The sequence below is a fragment of the Providencia rettgeri genome (assembly GCF_001874625.1).
Taxonomy (GTDB): domain Bacteria; phylum Pseudomonadota; class Gammaproteobacteria; order Enterobacterales; family Enterobacteriaceae; genus Providencia; species Providencia huashanensis.
Map to the genome: position 1 here is coordinate 3891383 of NZ_CP017671.1, position 20914 is coordinate 3912296.

Annotated in this window: 17 protein-coding genes; 5 read left to right on the plus strand and 12 right to left on the minus strand. The window is 38.9% G+C overall.

Annotation, left to right across the window (positions count from 1 at the left end):
• Window positions 1–162: 162 nt before the first annotated feature.
• On the plus strand, window positions 163–1695 hold the full coding sequence (locus RB151_RS17980; protein ID WP_042846054.1) for a methyl-accepting chemotaxis protein: 1533 nt from the start codon (window positions 163–165) through the stop codon (window positions 1693–1695).
• Window positions 1696–1736: 41 nt separating this feature from the next.
• On the opposite strand, the gene tsaD is transcribed toward RB151_RS17980, so the two are convergent.
• Complete coding sequence (tsaD, locus tag RB151_RS17985; RefSeq protein WP_042846055.1) at window positions 1737–2756, minus strand: tRNA (adenosine(37)-N6)-threonylcarbamoyltransferase complex transferase subunit TsaD; 1020 nt, start codon at window positions 2754–2756, stop codon at window positions 1737–1739.
• Between the two features lie 329 nt (window positions 2757–3085).
• Here tsaD and rpsU point away from each other — a divergent pair, with 329 nt between their 5' ends.
• From rpsU to rpoD, 3 genes are all read left to right on the plus strand, one after another.
• A complete protein-coding gene (rpsU, locus tag RB151_RS17990; protein ID WP_001144069.1) occupies window positions 3086–3301 on the plus strand; it encodes a 30S ribosomal protein S21 in 216 nt (71 codons plus the stop codon).
• Window positions 3302–3471: 170 nt separating this feature from the next.
• Complete coding sequence (dnaG, locus tag RB151_RS17995; RefSeq protein ID WP_042846057.1) at window positions 3472–5217, plus strand: DNA primase; 1746 nt, start codon at window positions 3472–3474, stop codon at window positions 5215–5217.
• 188 nt (window positions 5218–5405) lie between these two features.
• Entirely contained in the window at window positions 5406–7247 is a 1842-nt protein-coding gene (rpoD, locus tag RB151_RS18000) for an RNA polymerase sigma factor RpoD (RefSeq protein ID WP_042846059.1), read from the plus strand.
• A gap of 60 nt (window positions 7248–7307) precedes the next feature.
• Here the strand turns inward: rpoD and RB151_RS18005 are convergent, their stop codons facing one another.
• From RB151_RS18005 to RB151_RS18015, 3 genes are all read right to left on the minus strand, one after another.
• Window positions 7308–8768, minus strand: coding sequence for an MFS transporter (locus RB151_RS18005; protein ID WP_042846060.1), 1461 nt, complete (start codon window positions 8766–8768; stop codon window positions 7308–7310).
• Between the two features lie 153 nt (window positions 8769–8921).
• Complete coding sequence (locus RB151_RS18010; RefSeq protein ID WP_071548583.1) at window positions 8922–9314, minus strand: hypothetical protein; 393 nt, start codon at window positions 9312–9314, stop codon at window positions 8922–8924.
• Window positions 9315–10646, minus strand: coding sequence for an MFS transporter (locus RB151_RS18015; RefSeq protein WP_042846065.1), 1332 nt, complete (start codon window positions 10644–10646; stop codon window positions 9315–9317).
• Window positions 10647–10745: 99 nt separating this feature from the next.
• Between RB151_RS18015 and RB151_RS18020 the strand changes: the two genes are divergently transcribed.
• On the plus strand, window positions 10746–11645 hold the full coding sequence (locus RB151_RS18020; RefSeq protein ID WP_048606242.1) for a LysR family transcriptional regulator: 900 nt from the start codon (window positions 10746–10748) through the stop codon (window positions 11643–11645).
• 116 nt (window positions 11646–11761) lie between these two features.
• Here RB151_RS18020 and RB151_RS18025 read toward each other — a convergent pair whose 3' ends face one another.
• The 8 genes from RB151_RS18025 to RB151_RS18065 all read right to left on the minus strand — a co-directional run bounded on the left by RB151_RS18025 (window position 11762) and on the right by RB151_RS18065 (window position 20722).
• Window positions 11762–12061, minus strand: a complete 300-nt coding sequence (locus RB151_RS18025) for an HdeA/HdeB family chaperone (RefSeq protein WP_071548584.1) — start codon at window positions 12059–12061, stop codon at window positions 11762–11764.
• A gap of 234 nt (window positions 12062–12295) precedes the next feature.
• Window positions 12296–13591 (minus strand): MFS transporter, encoded by a 1296-nt coding sequence (locus RB151_RS18030; protein ID WP_071548585.1) that lies wholly within the window; start codon window positions 13589–13591, stop codon window positions 12296–12298.
• 94 nt (window positions 13592–13685) lie between these two features.
• Complete coding sequence (locus tag RB151_RS18035; protein ID WP_042846070.1) at window positions 13686–14147, minus strand: RidA family protein; 462 nt, start codon at window positions 14145–14147, stop codon at window positions 13686–13688.
• A gap of 107 nt (window positions 14148–14254) precedes the next feature.
• The gene (locus tag RB151_RS18040) at window positions 14255–15316 is read right to left on the minus strand and encodes a M20 family metallopeptidase (RefSeq protein WP_237071485.1); all 1062 of its coding nucleotides are present in this window, start codon (window positions 15314–15316) and stop codon (window positions 14255–14257) included.
• Between the two features lie 15 nt (window positions 15317–15331).
• Window positions 15332–16399: an alanine racemase gene (locus RB151_RS18045; protein ID WP_071548586.1), complete on the minus strand. Its 1068-nt coding sequence runs from the start codon at window positions 16397–16399 to the stop codon at window positions 15332–15334.
• 11 nt (window positions 16400–16410) lie between these two features.
• Entirely contained in the window at window positions 16411–17070 is a 660-nt protein-coding gene (locus RB151_RS18050) for a helix-turn-helix transcriptional regulator (protein WP_042846073.1), read from the minus strand.
• 274 nt (window positions 17071–17344) lie between these two features.
• Window positions 17345–18445, minus strand: a complete 1101-nt coding sequence (locus RB151_RS18060) for an ABC transporter substrate-binding protein (protein WP_071548587.1) — start codon at window positions 18443–18445, stop codon at window positions 17345–17347.
• 75 nt (window positions 18446–18520) lie between these two features.
• Window positions 18521–20722, minus strand: a complete 2202-nt coding sequence (locus tag RB151_RS18065; protein WP_071548588.1) for a TonB-dependent siderophore receptor — start codon at window positions 20720–20722, stop codon at window positions 18521–18523.
• Window positions 20723–20914 lie beyond the last annotated feature (192 nt).

Below are 20914 nucleotides of genomic sequence, written 5' to 3' on the forward strand. Positions count from 1 at the left end.
CCTTAAAACTGTACTGGCAGCAATTTGTGCTGCGTTACATTTTTGCCATAACTAGCGCACACTTTTAATAAAAAGTTAATTTATTGCAAATTTATTACTAAGGAATATTTAAAAAGTGTCGACTATATAAAAGCAAAATTAAACAATAATAATGGTATTTATATGAGCAGAACCCCTTATATCACTCAAAATGAACATATGTTAGACGAAAACATCACGTTAATGACTACTAGCGATTTACAAGGCAACATTGTTAGTGCTAATGATTTTTTTGTGCAAGTCAGTGGCTATGAATTAGATGAATTATTAACACGTCCTCACAATATTATTCGTCATCCCGATATGCCTAAAGAAGCTTTTGCTGATATGTGGGCCACATTAAAAAAAGGAGAACCTTGGACCGGCATTGTCAAAAACCGACGTAAAAATGGCGATCACTACTGGGTTAGAGCCAATATCGTCCCGATTAAACGTCAAGGCAAAATTACAGGTTATATGTCGATCCGAACACGCGCGACTCGCCAAGAAATTGCGACTGTTGAACCGCTCTATGCCGCAATGAATCGAAATAAATGTCAGCGTAAAATAGTTAAGGGGCTTGTGCTTTCCAAAAAAATGCCGTTTCACTTTTCCACTTTTTCTACACGTTGGCGCATTCGATTAACCATGAGTTTACTATTGATATTTTGGCTAGTCATGGCGAGCTTAGCTGGGTTACAAGCGCTGCCATTTACCATCGCCAGTGCTTGTACACTTATTACGCTAATTATTGGCAATATTGCCTTTGAAAGAATGCTCGCTAAACCACTGGAAAACATTGCGACACAGGCTTTAAGTATTGCTCGAGGCGAACGCCATAGCATTCACCATATGCAACGTACCGATGAAATAGGGCTGGTTTTACGCTCAATCGGCCAATTGGGGCTAATATGTCGCTGGTTAATCAAAGATGTCTCTGCACAAGTGGATAGTGTACGAAAAGGCAGTGAATCTTTAGTTTCCGATTGCCATGAGCTAGATACCCATACCCAGCAAACAGTCGGTTATATGCAACAAACTGTTGCTACTATGAACCAAATGGCAGTTTCCGTAAAAATGAATGCAGACAACACGGTTCAAGTTGATCAGCTTTCTAATGCAACCAGCGAAACCGCAGTTAGCGGTGGCGCGATGATGGAAGCTGTTGTTGATACCATGGATGAAATTGTCCGTAGTACAAGTAAAATTAATTCAATCACCGATGTCATCAAAGATATCGCTTTTCAAACCAACATATTAGCACTAAATGCCGCTGTAGAAGCCGCTCGCGCAGGTGAGCAAGGCAAAGGCTTTGCTGTGGTTGCTAATGAAGTACGTAGCCTAGCAAGCCGCAGTGCTAGCGCAGTGAATGATATTCGTGAACTCATTAACGATTGCGAAAAGAAAGTTAACTCAGGGAAAGAACAAGTGCACACCGCTGGTGACACGATGAAAGATATCGTCGACCAGATACAAAATGTCACTCAATTAATTACGCATATTAGCCAAGCCACTTCTGAACAAGCCGCTGGCATTGCTGACATTACACAAGCCGTTAGTGAACTAGAAACCATTACGCAGCAAAGCACATTGTTAGTTGAACAAAGCACAGAAACGTCGAACATGGTCAAAGGGCGTTCAATTCGATTAGAAGAAGCGGTTACTGTCTTACATTGATATTTGAGGGATAACAAATGGGCTGCACAGCAGCCCTAATATTATTTTTCTAGCGGAGGTAGTTCAGCAAGTGGCCAACGTGGGCGCACTGTAATACCTAACCCTGTGCTTGCCCCCCCTTTCAAGCGGATAAGACCGGCTAGTGCAATCATCGCGCCGTTATCGGTGCAAAACTCAGGACGCGCATAAAACACTTCGCCCCCACGCTGCTTCAAGACCTCGTCCATTTTTGCTCTTAACGCTCGGTTGGCACTCACCCCACCTGCCATCACTAAACGTTTGAACCCCGTTTGCTCCAGCGCGCGTTTGCATTTGATTGCGAGAGTGTCGACTACCGCATCTTCAAAAGCCCTAGCAATATCAGCTCGGGTTTGGTCGTCATCCGCATTTTCACGGATCGTATTTGCTGCAAAGGTCTTTAAACCTGAAAAGCTGAAATCAAGCCCAGGCCTATCCGTCATTGGTCTTGGAAACACAAAACGCCCTGCGGTGCCTTGTTGTGCCATACGAGATAAAACGGGGCCACCAGGATAGTCTAAACCTAGTAATTTAGCTGTTTTATCAAACGCTTCACCTGCTGCATCATCAATAGATTCACCAAGAAGCGCATATTCACCGACCCCTGTCACGCTTATTAATTGGGTATGCCCACCAGAAACAAGGAGTGCTACAAAGGGAAATTCAGGGCTTTTTTCTTCTAGCATCGGCGCTAGCAAATGGCCTTCCATATGATGAACGGCTACCGCAGGCACATTCCATGCAAAAGCCAATGACCGGCCAACCGTTGCCCCCACCATTAAAGCACCAACCAGCCCTGGTCCAGCAGTATAAGCTACCGCATCGATATCTTCACGAGTCAGGTTAGCTTCTTTCAGCGCGGCCTGAATCAGAGGGACTGTTTTACGGATATGATCACGGGAAGCCAACTCCGGTACTACGCCACCATAATCGGCATGCACTTTAATTTGGCTGTATAATTGATTAGCCATTAGGCCAAGCTCATCATCATAGATTGCGATACCAGTTTCATCGCAAGAGGTTTCGATACCTAAAACACGCATTGCACTACCCTTGTTTATTGCATGACCGCAAGTCTATCACTATTTTCGCTCAATCGCGTAATTAATGTTGTCAAAAGGCTGACTTTCATTGCTGTATAGTCTATAATCAGCCCCCTGTAATAAAAATTTCGTGTGGCTAATTCTCATTATTATCTGGTTTTGTTTACTTTTTCATCGAACAAGCAACAAATCAGGTGATCTTGTGTGATTCAATTTTATACGGCACTTTACAAACCCGTACTCATTGAAGTAAAATTCCGCACCATTTTAAATGAAGGCTGGTGAATCAATACCAGCAACAAACCGATTTCTATTGAGGTGAGAGGCACATGCCGGTAATTAAAGTACGTGAAAACGAGCCATTCGACGTTGCACTACGTCGTTTCAAACGTTCCTGTGAAAAAGCAGGGGTTTTAGCTGAAGTTCGTCGTCGTGAATTCTATGAAAAACCAACGACTGAACGTAAACGCGCTAAAGCATCTGCTGTAAAGCGTCACGCTAAGAAACTGGCTCGCGAAAACGCACGCCGTACTCGTCTGTACTAGTTGATTGCGGTGAAAACCGCATTCATAAGTAGACGATAGCTAATACAAAACTTTAGTTTCTCTCGTAGTCACTCAGTTTCGTAGTAGTAAATAGCTAAGCAGTTAAAGGCCGTGCTTTCCTCAAGGAAGCGCGGCTTATTATCGTTCATCAACAGGCGAAAAAGAGGCTTATGGCTGGACGAATTCCGCGTTCATTTATCAATGACTTGTTAGCAAGAACAGACATCATTGATTTAGTCGATGCAAAAGTCCCGTTAAAAAAACAGGGTAAAAATCATCACGCTTGTTGTCCGTTCCATAATGAGAAAACCCCTTCTTTTACTGTTAACAGTGAAAGGCAGTTTTATTATTGTTTTGGTTGTGGAGCCCACGGCAACGCTATCGATTTTTTAATGAATTATGACAAACTTGATTTTGTCGAAGCAATTGAAGAACTATCAGCACTGCATGGTCTTGATGTACCTTATGAAAAAGGGACTGGAGCAAGCCAAATAGAACTACATCAACGGCAAAACCTGTATCAGTTGATGGAGAAAATTAATCAATTTTACTGCGCTGCCTTAAATCATCCCTCGGCTAGTAAAGCCATAGATTATTTAAGCCAACGTGGTTTAAGTGCCGAAATTATTGAGCATTTTTCAATTGGTTTCGCCCCTGCTGGGTGGGATAATTTACTCAAGAAATTCGCAGTAAACCCAGAAAGTCGCAAACAGCTTGATGATGCAGGCATGTTAGTGACCAATGATAACGGCCGAATCTATGACCGCTTTAGAGAGCGGGTCATGTTCCCAATTAGGGATAGGCGCGGTCGAGTGATTGCATTTGGTGGGCGGGTTTTAGGGGATGCATTACCTAAATACTTAAACTCCCCCGAAACAGATATTTTCCATAAAGGCCGTCAGTTATTTGGCCTATATGAAGCGACACAAAATAATAATGAATTAGCTAAGTTGTTGGTTGTTGAAGGTTATATGGATGTTGTTGCCCTTGCCCAGTATGATATCCGCTACGCGGTTGCCTCATTGGGAACATCGACAACATCAGAACATATTCAGCTACTTTATCGTTCTACAGATACTGTTATCTGCTGTTATGATGGAGACCGAGCTGGCCGAGAAGCTGCATGGCGGGCGCTGGAAACAGCTCTTCCTTATCTAACTGACGGCCGCCAACTTCGTTTTATGTTTTTACCCGATGGTGAAGACCCCGATTCATTAGTACGCAAAGAAGGTAAAGAGTCTTTTGAGCAACGCATGAAAGATGCTCAAACACTTTCTGCATTTTTATTTGATTCACTTGTGCCACAAGTTGACCTGAAAACTCAAGAAGGGAAAGCAAAATTTAGTAAACTTGCTATCCCATTGATTAAACAGATACCGGGCGAAACTCTGCGCCTTTATATGGCTCAAGAGCTAGGAAATTTTATTGGTATACCGGATATTTCTCAGGTTCTTGCTATGATTGATAGAGAGAGCAAAGAACCAGTTAACTATCAGGCACCAAAATTAAAACCAACCACAATGCGAATATTAATCGCGCTGTTGGTACAAAATCCGAACTTTTCGGAACTCGTTCCCTCATTGGAGGGAATTGCCCATATTCAAATGCCGGGGCTTTCTCTATTTCAGGAATTGGTTGATGTATGCCGTTCCACCCCCGGGATGACTACTGGGCAGTTGCTAGAGCGTTATCGTGATAATAAATTTTCGAAACAGCTTGAAAAACTAGCAACATGGAACGATATAGAAATAGAGGAGATAGCGGAAAATACCTTTATAGATGCCTTAAATCATCTATTTAATAGCGCACTTGACGAACGTTTCGACTATTTAATAGCAAAAGAACGAACTGAAGGGCTGACCCCAGAAGAGCGCGAAGAAGTCCGCTTAATCACTCTCTCAAGAGTGAAAACATAATATAACCAAGACAGAATTAATATTTAAAACGGCTTAAGTGCCGATAAACACAAGGCAGATGCCTGTAAAACGCTACGAAAAATAAAGGGCGTAGCGAAATAATAAATGTTCCCTTTGTATGTTCTTGTTGGCCGAATGTTTCGCCGACCGACACCAATCTAAATACTCAGAAGTGTGGATACCGTCTTATGGAGCAAAACCCGCAGTCGCAGCTTAAGCTACTCGTAACCAAGGGTAAAGAGCAAGGTTACTTAACCTATGCCGAGGTCAACGACCATCTGCCGGAAGATATCGTCGATTCAGATCAAATCGAAGATATCATTCAGATGATTAATGACATGGGCATCCAGGTCATGGAAGAAGCACCTGATGCCGATGATTTAATTTTGGCTGAGAATACTTCCGATACTGATGAAGATGCAGCAGAAGCCGCTGCACAAGTGCTGTCCAGTGTTGAAAGTGAAATTGGCCGTACAACTGACCCAGTGCGCATGTATATGCGTGAAATGGGAACTGTCGAGCTTCTCACCAGAGAAGGCGAAATCGACATCGCAAAACGTATTGAAGATGGGATTAATCAGGTTCAGTGCTCTGTGGCTGAATATCCTGAAGCTATCACTTATCTTCTTGAGCAATACGACCGCGTTGAAGCAGGTGAAAGTCGTTTATCTGACTTAATCACTGGCTTTGTTGACCCTAATGCGGAAGAAGACCTCGCACCAACAGCAACACATGTTGGTTCTGAATTGCCACAAGAAGAATTAGATAAAGACGAAGAAGACGAAGAAGAGGAAGAGGAAGAAGAAGAGGACGATAACAGCATCGACCCTGAATTAGCTCGCCAAAAATTCTCTGACCTTCGTGAGCAATACGAAAAAACGCGTCAACATATTAAGCAATATGGTCGTAGTGATGCGAAAACAGCGGCAGCCATTGAACAGCTTTCAGAGGTGTTCAAAGAATTCCGCTTAGTACCAAAACAATTTGACTACTTAGTCAATAACATGCGTGAAATGATGGATAGAGTTCGTACTCAAGAACGTACCATCATGAAACTGTGTGTTGAACAATGCAAAATGCCAAAGAAAAACTTCATCACTTTATTCAGCGGCAATGAAACAAGTGAGACTTGGTTAACCGCTGCAAAAGCGATGAACAAACCTTGGTCTGAAAAACTGATTGAAGTTGAAGAAGAAATTCTGCGTTGTTTACAAAGATTGCGTCATATTGAAGAAGAAACAGGCCTGACGATTGAACAGGTGAAAGATATCAACCGTCGTATGTCTATCGGTGAGGCAAAAGCGCGCCGTGCGAAAAAAGAGATGGTTGAAGCGAACTTGCGTTTGGTTATTTCTATCGCGAAGAAATATACCAACCGTGGCTTGCAGTTCCTTGACCTCATTCAAGAAGGTAACATCGGTCTGATGAAAGCCGTTGATAAGTTTGAATATCGCCGTGGTTATAAGTTCTCAACTTATGCAACTTGGTGGATACGTCAGGCTATCACGCGTTCAATCGCTGACCAAGCACGTACTATCCGTATCCCGGTTCATATGATTGAAACTATCAATAAACTGAACCGTATCTCTCGTCAAATGCTGCAAGAAATGGGCCGTGAGCCATCGCCAGAAGAACTGGCAGAACGCATGCTAATGCCGGAAGATAAAATTCGTAAAGTCCTGAAGATTGCTAAAGAGCCAATCTCAATGGAAACGCCTATCGGTGATGATGAAGATTCACATTTAGGTGATTTTATTGAAGATACCACTTTAGAACTGCCTTTAGACTCTGCGACATCGGAAAGCTTACGCTCTGCAACTCATGAAGTATTAGCAGGTTTAACTGCTCGTGAAGCGAAAGTTCTACGTATGCGTTTTGGTATCGATATGAATACCGATCACACCCTTGAGGAAGTCGGTAAACAGTTTGACGTTACCCGTGAGCGTATTCGTCAGATTGAAGCAAAAGCATTACGTAAATTACGTCATCCAAGCCGCTCAGAAGTGCTACGCAGCTTCCTTGATGAATAATTTATTATTTAACACCTGCTTCGGCAGGTGTTTTTTTATGCATACTAATTCACCATAAAACTATTTAGCCCACCTCACTTTTACCATTAGGCATAATGTTGCCAGAATAGCCATTGCTCCGCCTAACATCGCCAAATTAAAACCGGACACAAAGGCTGACCGAGTAATTTGCTCAATAAACAAAGATGGAACGCGAGAGGAAGTTTGAATCAACTGTTCGATTTCCTGTACCGATAGAATACCAACTAGCCTGTCATCATGGCGTAATTTACCAATGGCATGCTGGGTCATTAATGTCCCTAACAAAGCAATTCCTAACGTCATACCAGTTTGCCGCAATGCATTCATAACCGCGGATGCAATTCCCGAATAGGCTTTTTCAACACTAGCCATCACTAATGCACCAATTGCAGGCGTCGACATTCCCATCCCTGCACCTAATATAAATAATATCACCGCAATCGGAGGATAGGCTGTTTCAGAATTAACACGCGTGAATAATAAGGAAGCGAAAGCAATAAAAATAAAGCCTAGGATCATCAGATTTCTGACGCTCATATAGCGCGAGAGTTTACTAAATGAGAATGAAAAAATGGCCATAGCAATAAACTCTGGCGCCATTCTTATTCCCGCATCAAACGCTCCCCACCCCTGTCCTTTTTGTAAAAATAGGGCGATAAAAAATACATTGCTATAAGTCGCAAAACCGAGCGCAAAAGAAGCCATATTATATTGAAAGAAAAAAGGGTTCTGTTTGAATAGAAAAATCGGCAATAATGGCCTCTCTATGCGACGTTCAACATAGATAAACCCGATACTCGCTATTACTGAGATAATTAATCCGCTAAGTGTTATATAATTTCCCCAGCCTTGCTCACCAGCTTCTATCAAAGCAAAAGTTAATCCACCTAAAGCCACAATGCTCAAACTTTGCCCTATTGGGTCTAATGCAGCTTTGTCAGGGTCAGCACTTTCTTGAATACCTAACCAGCCTAATAATAATGTCAGCAACCCGATTGGAATATTGATCCAAAAGATCGTTGTCCAATTGAAGCTATCAACTAAAAAACCACCTAAAATTGGGCCAATGATCAGAGACAGTGCACTCACTGCTGACCAAATGCCAATAATTCTTATCCGTTCAATATCATTGGTAAATGCTTGGGAAATTATAGAAAGAGCCCCGGGAATTAACGCAGCGGCTGCTATCCCTTGTATTGCCCTACCTGTAATCAATATTTCAGGGGATGTTGACAATGCACAGATAGCCGAGCCTAAAGTAAAAATGACAATGCCTATTAACCATACTTTCTTTCGCCCATAACGATCACTTATTGGCCCTACAGAAAGAAGTAATGCCGATAAACATAGTGCATAAGCATCAATAACCCATTGTAGCATCGACATACTCACGTTTAATTCACGCCCAATAGCTGGTAATGCAACATTCACGATACTGATATCTAGCGTTGCCATAAAGGTGCCTAAACAAACTGCTAAGATCAAAAAAAGCCGTCTCATTTTATTTTCCTCGTCCCGATCATGGCAACATGATAATACTCGACCGACCGACGGTCAATTAAAATGAGAACAAATATCATTTGAATGTTTTATCTTTTTTACTTATAAAAAAACGACCTTAAGGTCGTTTTATGTGAACATGAGTTTTAATCTTTATGCTACTGGTGTTTCATGAAGATAAACCCAATAGCATTTCTCTGCTTCAACTCTAATACATGCAGTTGAAGTTCTTAATGTTTCAACCCCATCATTAAGCTGTTTTTCTTGATATTGCACCCAGCAATACTGGTTATCTTCGCGTAACGGAAGCATATTAAGGCACCTTGTACTAAATGAAGTTTTGTTGCCTATATTACTGCTAAATAATGTGTTCACTTTATCAAGCCCAATACTTTGCCCTTGAATTGTGACCATTTTAAAGTTGTCATCAAAACTGGCTAATAGAGGGGCTAAACTTTTATCGTCATCACGGCCAGTAAATACATTTTCAATTAAAGTATGTAGGTCAACCACGCTTTGCAGCGCTTTTTTCATTGTTTCGCTCATTTATTTTTCCTTTATGACTGAAATTAACGAGAATAGCCCAAGTATTGAAGCAATTAAAAATGTATATTGGTAACGTAGTAAATCACTAGAAAAAGTAGTTAAACTAAATATAGAAATTAATACCACCGCCCCAACACTAAACGCCACTTGGCGATTAATATTCCATAACACACTGCCTTGTAGTAAATCTTTATCTTTAAAGTCCATCAATGAGCTAATTTGTGCGGTATTCGTACATAAACCTCCACCTGTTCCCATTAATAGATAAGCAATAACAAGTAAGCTTAATTGATCTAAATTCGATACCCAGTAGAGAAAAAATATTCCCAAACTGTGTAGTAAAATTCCAATAACAAATAACTGCTTTTTCCCGATACGCTGATACAGTTTCCCGCCACTAGTCATTGAAACTAAAGCGCCTACAGCATACAGCACCATAAATAGCCCTGTCTGCCCCGCACTAAACCCAAGGTTCACTTGTAAGTTAAATATATTCAGTAAATTTACGCCTGTAAAAACCCCCGGTACTGCATAATAAACAATAAAAGCAGTACGTAGGTTCGCATTCTTTAATAACTGAAAATTTAGAATAGGTTCACGGCATTTCTTTGCGTATTGTAGGTAAAAAATAAATACTAATACTGAAACCGTAAAGCTCAATATGGCTAATGAAATACTGTGATAATCGTTGTAGAACGAAAATGACAATAATAAACATAATAAACTGATACTCACCATTAATAGACCTAAAATATCAGGTTTTTCTCTGGTTTTCTTACTCTCATTTTTTACCCATATCCAAGCAAGAAATGCAGTTAATAATGAAAAAGGAAGATTCGAATAAAAAATCCAATTCCACGATAAAGAATCAATAATTAAGCCACCTATTGCAGGTGAAAATGCAGGTGCTATTAACGCAACCGTCATTATCAAGGTAGAGATCCGTTGGCGATCATTATTTGGAAATAATGCAAAAACTAATGCCTGACCGACCGGTATTAATAATCCCCCTGCCATTCCTTGCGTAAAACGCCAAAAAATTAATTGATAAATTGATCCACTCGCCCCACTTAACCACACAGCTAAAGAAAAAAGCAGCATTGAATAACACAATAATTTTCGGTGACCTAGCCTACCCGCAAGCCACAAACTCATTGGCATCACCAAAACGAGTCCTAAAATATAAGCATTTGCTACCCAAGCCACCTGAGATTGGCTGGCTGAAAATGAAAATGCGATATCAGGTAAGGCAATAGCCGACATAAAAATGTTAATACAATCAATAAAGAAACCAAGTAAAAAGACTGTCGCTATTTTGTATCGATAAGTCATACACTTCCTCCGGTGGCAAAGAATAGAGTTAGGGTCTTTCTTTGTCGATGCAAAGGAAGTAAAATCATTGTTTAATAAAAACAAACAATCGACTCTATTATGCAAAAAAATTTCAAGCAGATTATTAGCTTTCTACAAGTGGTTGATTCCGGTTCATTCACTAAAGCCGCAGATATTTTAGGGCTAAGCCGTTCTATGGTTAGTGTCGATATCAAGCAATTAGAAGCTCAGCTTAATGTCAGCTTGTTAACACGAAATACACGAAATATTGCATTAACAGAGGTGGGAAAACATTTTTATGACGACTTTAAACGTATTCAAAGCCAAATAGATGAAGCTTTCGAAAGAAGCCAAAATTTAGGCACTAATATTGCGGGTCTATTGCGTTTTTCATCAACGAGTGAATTTGGCCAACGTTTTATTTTACCGCTACTCCCTGAGTTTTGCCGCCTTTATCCTAAACTAAGGTTACAATATTCATTTAACTCATCCTTAGACGACCTCATCACAGAAAAACTCGATTTATCCATTCGATTAGGTAATTTAAAAAACTCATCCCTTAAAATGAAAAAATTAGGTGAATATGAGATTTTCTTAGTCGCCACCTCTGAATTTCTAAAAAAATACCCGATCAAACAACTTACGGATTTAGCCAATGTTCCATGGATTAACCATGCATTATTAAACTGGCAAGATCCTCAATATTTTTTACAGAATTCAAAAAATGAAAAATATTACTTACCTTTAATTAAAAATCAGTATGAGTCTAATTCTGCAGCTGTTATTCACCATATGGTGTTAGCTTCTTTAGGTATCGCAATATGCCCTGCTTGGATGGTTGATGATGACTTACAGCATGGTCGTTTAGTCCATGTATTACCCGAATACCGCTTACCGAAACAAAATATTCAATTACTTTATCCAAATACTTTTGTTTTACCTGCTAAGACACGGGCATTTATCGATTTTTTAGCCGATAAATTAGCCGTAAATAAATAAAAGTATAAAGATTGATTCGATATTTCGAAAATATAGTTTCTAATCTACCACAGTATCAAAACTCATTTTTCTGGTTGGTAATAACTATTATGCCCTCCATGGCATAATAGTTTGCTTTATTTCTTAGATGCTAAATAATCTTGCAGAGTGCCTTCCGGTTTTTTCTTACAAAAGTCAACAATTTGAGGGACTTCAGCAACACTTTGCTCTGTTAACGCAACATAATCTCCACCTTTAAATTGCGTTTCTTGGTTTGTTACCCATAACGCAACAGGTGCCCAGCTTTGAGGGTCTAAATTAATAAATTGCTGACAAGTCATATTTTCAGGTGTAACTGTATTGTTGTCTGCAGCCATTGAGTTAAATGAAATTGTAGACACTGCAAATAATACGCTAGATATAATAACCTTTCTCATTTTGAACTCCTTTAAAAAATTTAAAACACAGAATTATGTGGCAAGGTATTATTAGCATATTATTTATGAAAATTACATATTCTAATTTTGATAGTTAAAATAATACTGGATTGAAAATTCAAACAATAAATAATAAAAACAAATAATCACGAAGGTAAATCTTAATTAGAGCATCTGTATAAGATTTATTTTTTATAAAAAAAGCCACTTATAAAAAGTGGCTATAATATTGCATTATGCTGTTTTTACCTCCATTTCCGCGGGGTCTTTAATAGGTTCGTTTACAAAGAAGAAATAAACTAATGAAGCAAGAAATGCGACAGTTGCACAAACCACAAGCGCTAAAGTGAATGAATGGGTTTGGTCAATAATAATACCGGTAATAATCGGAGCAAATGACCCCCCAATAAAACCACCGAAGTTTTGAATGCCGCTTACAGAGGTGATTAAGCGAGAAGGAACTGAAACTAAAATCAGTCCCCAAGCAGAAGTCCCTGCAAAGTGAATAGAAAACAATGCCATACTAATACAAGCAACTGCAGAGAATGTGCTGTCTGTATAAGCCGCTGGCAATGTAAAGATTGCCGCAAATAATAACCCTAAGCAGATCATCCATTTACGACTTTTCATTTTATCTGCGCCACGTTTCACAACATAATCTGCAACAACGCCATTAATTAACATTCCCAACGCACCAAATAAAAATGGTATGGCAGCTACCCACCCAGTTTTCTCTAAACTTAAACCACGAGAATTCTCAAGGTACGCTGGCAACCATGTTAGGTATAACCAGACCATATAGCCAACACCATTAAACCCAATAATCATGCCCCATAAAGAACGCTGTTTAAATAATGATGCCCATTCCTTAAAAGAGACTTTATTAGTGGATGACGGCGGTGCTCCATCATTTAAATATGCTAATTCATCGTCTGTTAGTTCTAATTGTTCACGATTACGATAGAAAATAAACCATAGAATTGAAAGAATAATACCGCTAATACCAATAATGATAAACATCGTACGCCAGCCAAATGCTAACATTAACGCAATTAATAATGGTGGTGCTAATGCTTGAGCCAATGTTGAGGACATATTAACAATCCCCATAGGTAAACCTCGCTCACGGATGTTATACCAATCATTAACAACTTTAACGCCTGTCGGTAAGTGAGGAGCCTCACCAATTCCTAAAATAACTCGGGCGATAATTAAATGAGTAAATGAAGATAATAACCCTGTTACTGTTTGAGCTAATGACCATAAAAATAGCCCAAAGCCATAAATCTTTTTAACGCCAAAGCGCTCCATAACCATACCAATAGGTAATTGGCATAAAGCATAACCAAATGAGAATACAGATAATAACAACCCCATTTGTGTCGCACTAAACCCTAATTCTTTACTTATGGTTGAGTTAGCAATTGAAAGTGATGCCCTATCTAAAAAATTAATAATACCTGCTATCAGCAAGAATGTGAGCGCAATGAACTGCCAGCGCTTTAGTCTTTTACTCGCGTGTAGTGACATAGTTAAGTACCTTTAAGACGTAACAGGACCCTGCGGAATAATATTCACTCCGCAGCTTTATTTTATTAATAATCTTTAATTTTTTATCTATTACTTATGATTTTAATTTTACTATTAGTTCTATTTCCACCGGTGTATTAAAAGGCAGTGTGTTAGTACCTATAGCTGAACGCGCGTGCTTTCCTTTTTCTCCAAGTATTTCAATTAAAAAATCTGAAGCCCCATTCATAACTTGTGGCTGGTTTTTAAAGTCATCTGTACTTTGTACAAACCCGAGTAATTTAATGCACTCATCAATTTTATCTAGATCACCTAAATAAGCTTTAAGTGTCGAAAGTATATTGATAATACATTGTTTAGCCGCTTCCTTTCCTTCTTCTACCGAAAGCTCCTTTCCTAGTGTTCCTGTATAGAGTAATTCACCATCTTTTTGGCAATCATGCCCTGATGTATAAAGTAAATCACCATATTGCTTAATTGAAACATATGAAAATTTAGGAGCCCCTGGTGTAGCTAATTTAATTCCCTTTTCTTCTAATTTTTTTTCAATATTCATTGGTTATTCCTATTTATTTAGCAATGTATTTGCCATGTCATAATAAATTTCTGCTGCGAGGTATAACTCACTTATTTCAACAAACTCATCCTTCACATGCGCTTGAGCTAACCCCCGGGCCCCATAATTAATGTTGGGATTTTGCTAGTAACAGAGAAAAAAGGCGCTTCACATGTTGCTTCAAATATCTGAGGTTGTGATGTTTTCTCAGTAAAACGGCTTACTGTTTCTAAGGCCACCTGAGTAAGTTCATGGCCAACAGGAATATCTGAAGCAGGAATAAATAAGTAATTATCTAAGTGATATTCAATTTCTTCGCCTTGGTTATATTCAGCTATTACCTGGTGAATTTTTTGCTCAATATCTTGTTTATCTTCCCCAGGAACTAAACGCCTATCAATTTCAATATCACAATGTTGAGGAACAATATTTGGAGCTGTACCACCATTAATAGTGGTAATAATCATGGAAGCATTGCCTAATAATTGATGCTCTATTTCTTCAACAGAAGAACGATGCAGCTCTAATGCCGGTAATATTTTTGCCATTTTGGATATTGCACTATCTGGGTAACGGGTTTTTGCTGCATGCCCTGCTGTTCCTTTTGTACTCAGGTTATAACGGCTTACCCCTTTGTGTGCAATACAAACATCAAGGGAAGTAGGCTCACCAATAATGGCATAATCAGCACTGATTCCATCTTTAATATAGTGCAACATTCCCAGATTAATTCGTTCTTCATCAACGTTAAAAACTAATGTTAAATCCCCTGAAAATGTATCTTGATTACGCTTTAATAACGTCGCCGCATACATCATAGCGGCAACCCCTGATTTCATATCTGCAGCACCACGACCAAATACTTTTCCATCTTTAATCACTGGGTCAAAAGGTTCAGTACTCCAACCACAACCGCAAGGAACCACATCAATATGCCCATTAAATAAAAGATGTTTTCCTTTCCCTGTTCCTTTTAAATAAGCAATCACATTTGGTCGACCTGAAGCAACCTCTTGCATTTCAACATCAATATTTTCTTTTTTAAAATAACGATATATATATTCAGCAACTTGTTGCTCCTCCCCTGGAGGATTTTCTGATTTATGCCGAATTAAGGCACAAAGAAGCTCTAGCAACTCATTTTGTTGCTGTTTATTTAATTTATACATTTTATTCTCCGATAATTAATATCGTGCGTCTGGTATAATGATATGGTCTATTTCATTATTATTTAATGCGTATATTTTATTAGTTAAATTCGGAATAACACAGCTATGGTTGGGAATAATATTTAATACATCACCAATATTTAGTTTTATTTTTTCAGGATCATAACGGAGATAACCATGTTCTTCATTTAACTTAACCAGTTTGATATTTGGTTCTTCAACAATATAACCAAATCCTGATTCAGCAGATTGGTCTGATGTTAATGTTTTAGTCCCTGCATCCACAGTCGCATACCCAGCAATTGGAATACTTACCACTGTCGTTCTAATCGTTAAGGCACAATCTATTGGCGTATAAATACCACCATAGATTGCATTCATATCCCCAAAAATAAAATTGCCCGCACGGGACTCCGTAATACCCTTTAATTCATCTGCATAAAAGGATGAAAGTGTTGAGCCTCCTGATGTACGTTGTACCTTAATGCCAATATTCGCTAAACGTTGCTGGCAAGATAATAAAAGATCGGCTTCTGCTTTAGCTGCTTTACGTATTTCAGGTTCAGTTCGATATTGGTATATTGTCCCTGCATAAGTAAATACACCAATAATTTTTAAGTTAGGTAGCTCTTGCACATTAAGAGCAAATTGCTCTAAATCGTCTAATTGAATACCTTCTCGGTGAGCGCCATAATCAACTGCAATATATATTTCAATTATTTGGTTTTCATTCACTGCTGCCGTTGATAATTGCTTAGCCCCTTGCAAACTATCAACAATCGTCCTTAAGTTAACTTGTTTAGCCAATGCGACAAATTGTTGGCATTTTTGTTCACCAATCATAGGATAGGCTAGGAGAATATGATTAATCCCCCCTTGTGCCATTACAGTAGCTTCCTGTAATGTCGCGCAAGTAATCCCTTTTGCGCCACATTCGATTTCGAATTTAGCCAACTCCACCGATTTATGTGTCTTAATATGTGGCCAATGTTCAATTCCCTGCTGAGTTAACCTGCCTGTCATGCCCCTGACATTTTTTTCAAGTTGCTGTAAGTCTAATGCAACATAAGGCGTTATTGGCATAAAAACCTCTCTTAATCTTCATTATTGTCATCCCCTTTTAATTCCGCTAAATAGGTATAAAGGGTATATTTGGAAATATTTAAAAACTCACAGATTTTCTCACCTGCTTTTTTAATTAAAAAAGCCCCACGGTCATCGAAAAATTTAATGGCATCCATTTTTTCTTTTTTAGCCATATTAATGACGGGCACTTTAATAACTTGCATACATTCTTGAATAAGATGATCTAAGATTTCATTTACATCAGTGACAAAAACTTCTTTAACTGTATCTTGCTCAATATTATTGCGTTGTGTAATACCTTGAATCGCCTTTTCTGCTGCAATAAATTCTGAAATATCTTGATTGATACAAAGTGCGCCTGACACTTTACCGTTTTCATCCCGTAAATAAATAGAGGTTGAGCGCAGCATTTTCCCATCTTTAGTTTGGGTAAAATAATTATATTTATCGCCATCGACATCTGTACCACGTAACACTTCAAGCCCTAAATTACTACTTGGATCACCAACCTTTCTTTTTGTCACATGACCGTTAATAATAGCCACGATACTACTTTCTAAACCTTTGCTATGGTCATGTAACACCACCTCACAGTTCTCTCCAAATTGGCCAGCAATGCCTTTCATTACAGCTAATAACATTTCAAAATTATCTTGAATTATTTTCATTTTTTACCAAACTTATTTTAAGCCTAACTAAATATTAGTTAGATCATGAAGGAGACTCAATCAAGATTTGAACAATTTGTGATCTATATCTTGATTATAGCTAACAAAAATTTTGCTACTATCATAATAACAATCATCATAGCATTTTATAAAACAATGAAGGAGCCCGATATAACAAGGCTTAGAGGTATGTCACTTGATTTTATAATGATAAAAAATGACCAAACTTTTTGTTAGCTATCCTTGCTAACAAAAAGTCAGATGTGATGATAAGTTATAATGTAACCCAGAAAACGCCTTCCGAGCGCAATTGAGTAAACTGCTTTTGAAAATCCGTTAAGTTCTGCTCTGGGTTTAACTTAGTAAATATCTCAGGGTGCATAAATTTTGCCATTGCTTCAATAGCAAATATATTCATTGGGTTATTGTAAAAGTTGTGGTAAATCGCCATCACCCGTTTTTCTTTTACCGATGTTAATGAGGAGATGCCTTGCCTATCGACTAATACCGCCAATTGCTTTTGTGCATCAGATTTATTTGCGCGGTATCCTAAGCTGACTGCAATTGAACGGCGGTTAAAATTATGCCAATCCGCCCCTGTTAAGAGATAAAAATCAGGGTTTAATGTAATAATATTCTCAATGGAACTTTCTGCCCCTTTAGCTGGAAAGCTATCAGCAACGAGGTTATTTCCCCCCGCTAACGATGCCAAAACGCCATAGCCTGAACGACCATATAGCTGACAGCAGTTATCTGCAAATAGCCCTGCATTCGCTTCAATTAACACGGAAGGAAACGGCTGAACCAACTGAGACTCTATCGCCTTTAATTTTTCTTGGTACAACGTTGCAAACTGCTCTGCTCTTTCTTGCGTACCTAACAATTGCCCTAATAATAAGATACTTTTCGGGGTGTTTTTCGCAATATCCATTCGAAAATCAATAAAAATAACCTTAATACCCGCGGCTTCTAATTGTGGTAAGAATTGGCTATCACGCATCGACCCATAATTAGCCTTATGCATAATCACGACTTCAGGCGCGAGTTCTATTAATTTCTCAATTTGGATGCCCGCTTCTCGTGTTTTTTTCAATGTTGGGATATTTTCGAGCTCAGGAACCGCCGCAAAATAAGCTTGTTTTAAGTCTGGCGCATATTGTGTTAATGAATCACTCCACCCCGAAATACGTGAAATGCCCTCCTTACCACCAGCAATATCAATTGGCAAAATATCGCGACCATCAACTAGAAATAATTTTTCAACCGGAAGATTTACCATCACCTCTCGGCCTTGTAGATCGGTGATCAGCGTTGGCGTTTTAGCCTGTACCCAAACGCTAAATAAGCACAATAACCCTGCCAGAAATAATTTCATAGGATATCTCTTTACCTTAAATCTGCATCATTCTATAAGCATAAAGCCACTCTAAAGTGGCTTTATGTCAATCATTTAAAATGTCACGCTATAATTAAGCGCAAAGGTTCTACCGCGACCTTTATAATCATAAAGGTTCGGAGCTCCGTATTTAGGGCTATACAATCCTTGAGCACGCTGCCCCCAAATTGTAGAGTAATTTTTGTCGAGTAAGTTCTCTACAGCAAAGCTGACCTTACCGACTGGCAACATATAACTTCCTAATAAATCAACGGTATTATAACCATCTAATTTTTTGCCTGCTGCATCCGTTAAGTTAAATGTCTGCTGGCTTTGTAAACGTAATGCCCAGTCATTTGGCTCCCAGCCAACGTAAGCGTTAACCTTAGATGGGCTAGCAAAATCAACACTCCATTTTTCCCAACTACCATTAACTTTCGATTCTGATTTTTGTAGATTGAAGTTGCTTCCTACACTCCAATCTGAATCATCAAAGAAGTAATCAACGGCACCTTCTACCCCATAAATACGACGTTTATCGGTCTTCATATAGATGGTCATATCATCTTTATTGATACCATAGCTTCTATCAGATAGGGAATAATAGGTGGCTATTTGCGTGCGTAAGTTTTCACCGGTATAGCGCCAACCTAACTCAAAGGAGTTAACCTTGATACCTTTAACTTTGGTATCATTAATATTCACACTATTCTTTAAATTCCAATGGCCATTTGCATCTGGAGTAGATGAATAGGTACCTGTACCATAATATTTAGCAATATCAGGAATTTCAAAACCTTGTGAGAAGTTAAACCATGTTTGTTGCTCTTCCGTTAGGTTAACTAAAACCCCCGCATTAAACAGTAAGTTGTTATAATCCGTTTTCCCGCCCGGAACCGTATCTGCGGATTTACCGTTACCATTCGCAATAGCTTCTTGCTGTGAATAACCAATAAAATCATCCACTTTATTTTCAGTATATTGGTAACGCACGCCACCGCTTAATGTAAACATTGGCGAAATGTCATAGCTGCTTTGTAAAAATGTCGCCATGTTCGTGGTGGTATAACTCGGATATCGGCCAATTTGGAAAGCTTTGGTTAAATCCATTCCCCCCGATTCTTTGGCTTTGTCTAAATCAAAGAACATTTGATTGGCACGGAATTGCTCATGTTCTGCATCCACACCATAAGTTAACGTTAGCTCATCCATTGGTTGGCTATTAAATGTCAGCTTAGTTCCATAGAAATTGGTTTGCTGGTCGGATGAACTAATGCTTGTCACCTCTTTCCCTTTGAGGGTTGGGAATGGATAAAACTTTTGTGATTCATCACGATAATAAACTTGCGCTACAAAATCTTGCCCGAATACATCTGCATTTGAATATTGCAAATTAAGTAAGTTACGCTCAGTACCCGGTAAACGGTCAGAATTTAATTTACCGCTATTGTAGGCATCACTTTGCCCTTTTACCGCAGAAAAATCTTTCCCTAAATATAGGCCATGTTTACCATCAGACTCACTTTTATAATGTTGATATACAGCTTGAATCTGCTGTTTTTCATCCACATTAATCGTACCTGATGCCATGATATCTAGACGGTCAGAAAATTGCAGACCTGTTTGCGTATTATCGATATTGATCGCATTCCCTTTTCCATCATACCAACCACCATAACGTTGATAAGCTACAGCAACACGTCCATGAGCGTTTTCATTACCACCGCTGACAGCCGCTGCAACATTTTCATCATGATCTTTGCCATTGTTAAAGCCTGTTTTTCCACCTAACTGAAGAGAAACTTGTTTTTCTTCTTGGCCTTTTTTCGTGACAATATTAATCAAACCACCGCTGCTACCACCGCCGTACATCGCAGTAGCGCCAGAGATCACTTCAATATGATTGATATTAAAAGGGTCGATAGAGTCTAGTTGGCGGCTATCACTACGAGAAGAGTTTAAACGCACGCCATCTACCATGACAATCATCGAACGACCACGCATGTTCATACCATAATTCGTACGACCTTGGCCACTAACACTCATCCCAGGGATTAACTGAGCTAAAATATCTTTTAACTCCTTCCCGCCCTCCGCTTGTTGCTCAATTTCAGCATTATCAATCACCCAAGTGGTTTGTGCCATTTCGGAAACAGCCTTATAACCACGAGTTGCAGATACCGTAATTTGTTCTTCTTTTTTATCGGCGGCGAATACTGAGGGGGAAACGAAAGGGAGTAAACATGGTGAAAGAATGAAAAGGTGTTTTATTTTCATTAAATTAGGCCTTTAAATGTGGTCATAAAAGTCAGCGTGATCAATTTACAAACAATTCACAAAGCATGATTAAATCATTGCTTATTATTTTGTATAAAAACTATCATCAATTATAACTAATAATAAAGATGTATATAAGTATTATTATCATTACCAATACTTAATAAGAGAGAGAATGATGACGGAAGGGGT

What these genes read in the sequence shown, in the direction of transcription:
- RB151_RS18020 (WP_048606242.1), top strand. Translation starts at nt 10,746, where the DNA reads ATGCAAAAAAATTTCAAGCAGATTATTAGCTTTCTACAAGTGGTTGAT.
- tsaD (WP_042846055.1), bottom strand. Translation starts at nt 2,756, where the DNA reads ATGCGTGTTTTAGGTATCGAAACCTCTTGCGATGAAACTGGTATCGCA.
- dnaG (WP_042846057.1), top strand. Translation starts at nt 3,472, where the DNA reads ATGGCTGGACGAATTCCGCGTTCATTTATCAATGACTTGTTAGCAAGA.
- RB151_RS18065 (WP_071548588.1), bottom strand. Translation starts at nt 20,722, where the DNA reads ATGAAAATAAAACACCTTTTCATTCTTTCACCATGTTTACTCCCTTTC.
- RB151_RS18040 (WP_237071485.1), bottom strand. Translation starts at nt 15,316, where the DNA reads ATGTATAAATTAAATAAACAGCAACAAAATGAGTTGCTAGAGCTTCTT.
- RB151_RS18030 (WP_071548585.1), bottom strand. Translation starts at nt 13,591, where the DNA reads ATGTCACTACACGCGAGTAAAAGACTAAAGCGCTGGCAGTTCATTGCG.
- RB151_RS18015 (WP_042846065.1), bottom strand. Translation starts at nt 10,646, where the DNA reads ATGACTTATCGATACAAAATAGCGACAGTCTTTTTACTTGGTTTCTTT.
- rpsU (WP_001144069.1), top strand. Translation starts at nt 3,086, where the DNA reads ATGCCGGTAATTAAAGTACGTGAAAACGAGCCATTCGACGTTGCACTA.
- rpoD (WP_042846059.1), top strand. Translation starts at nt 5,406, where the DNA reads ATGGAGCAAAACCCGCAGTCGCAGCTTAAGCTACTCGTAACCAAGGGT.
- RB151_RS18050 (WP_042846073.1), bottom strand. Translation starts at nt 17,070, where the DNA reads ATGAAAATAATTCAAGATAATTTTGAAATGTTATTAGCTGTAATGAAA.
- RB151_RS18005 (WP_042846060.1), bottom strand. Translation starts at nt 8,768, where the DNA reads ATGAGACGGCTTTTTTTGATCTTAGCAGTTTGTTTAGGCACCTTTATG.
- RB151_RS18010 (WP_071548583.1), bottom strand. Translation starts at nt 9,314, where the DNA reads ATGAGCGAAACAATGAAAAAAGCGCTGCAAAGCGTGGTTGACCTACAT.
- RB151_RS17980 (WP_042846054.1), top strand. Translation starts at nt 163, where the DNA reads ATGAGCAGAACCCCTTATATCACTCAAAATGAACATATGTTAGACGAA.
- RB151_RS18045 (WP_071548586.1), bottom strand. Translation starts at nt 16,399, where the DNA reads ATGCCAATAACGCCTTATGTTGCATTAGACTTACAGCAACTTGAAAAA.
- RB151_RS18035 (WP_042846070.1), bottom strand. Translation starts at nt 14,147, where the DNA reads ATGAATATTGAAAAAAAATTAGAAGAAAAGGGAATTAAATTAGCTACA.
- RB151_RS18025 (WP_071548584.1), bottom strand. Translation starts at nt 12,061, where the DNA reads ATGAGAAAGGTTATTATATCTAGCGTATTATTTGCAGTGTCTACAATT.
- RB151_RS18060 (WP_071548587.1), bottom strand. Translation starts at nt 18,445, where the DNA reads ATGAAATTATTTCTGGCAGGGTTATTGTGCTTATTTAGCGTTTGGGTA.